We start from the raw sequence: 457 nt of genomic DNA, 5'->3' as shown, positions 1-457 counted from the left end.
GGCAGAGCAGCTTATTGATGACTTCAAAGGCGATAAAAAAACTGCAGCCAGTCAGGTCAGCGACAGTGAAATCACCATTGCTATTTCCGTAGACATGCTGGACACCGGCATTGATGTACCTGAAGTGGTGAACCTGGTTTTTGCCAAGCCGGTGAAATCCAAAGTGAAGTTCTGGCAGATGATCGGCCGGGGAACCCGTCTGTGTGAAAACCTGTTTGGCCCCGGTCAGCATAAACAGAAGTTTTTGATTTTTGATCACTGGGGCAATTTCGAGTATCACGCTCTGGAGCAGGAAGAGGCTCCTGTATCAACGGGTAAGCCACTGGCTCAAAAGCACATGGAGGCTTGGGTGGATCTGGCGAAAGCCGCCCAGAAGGATTTCCAACAGGACACCGTAAAAACAGTCGCCAAACAACTGAAAGACCAGCTTCAGGCGCTGGATGCCAACACCATTGCT

The 457-nt window shown here is 50.3% G+C and carries 1 protein-coding gene; it reads left to right on the top strand.

Going from position 1 to position 457, the window contains the following annotated elements; translation table 11 throughout:
* Positions 1-457 (top strand): helicase-related protein (locus E1189_RS25235; RefSeq protein ID WP_268921589.1); only part of this gene is annotated, 457 nt, incomplete at both ends.

Source organism: Parendozoicomonas verongulae, from assembly GCF_009711465.1.
Taxonomy (GTDB): Bacteria; Pseudomonadota; Gammaproteobacteria; order Pseudomonadales; family Endozoicomonadaceae; genus Sansalvadorimonas; species Sansalvadorimonas verongulae.
Note: the sequence above shows the minus strand (reverse complement) of the source record. Positions and strands in the feature narration are given on the sequence as shown.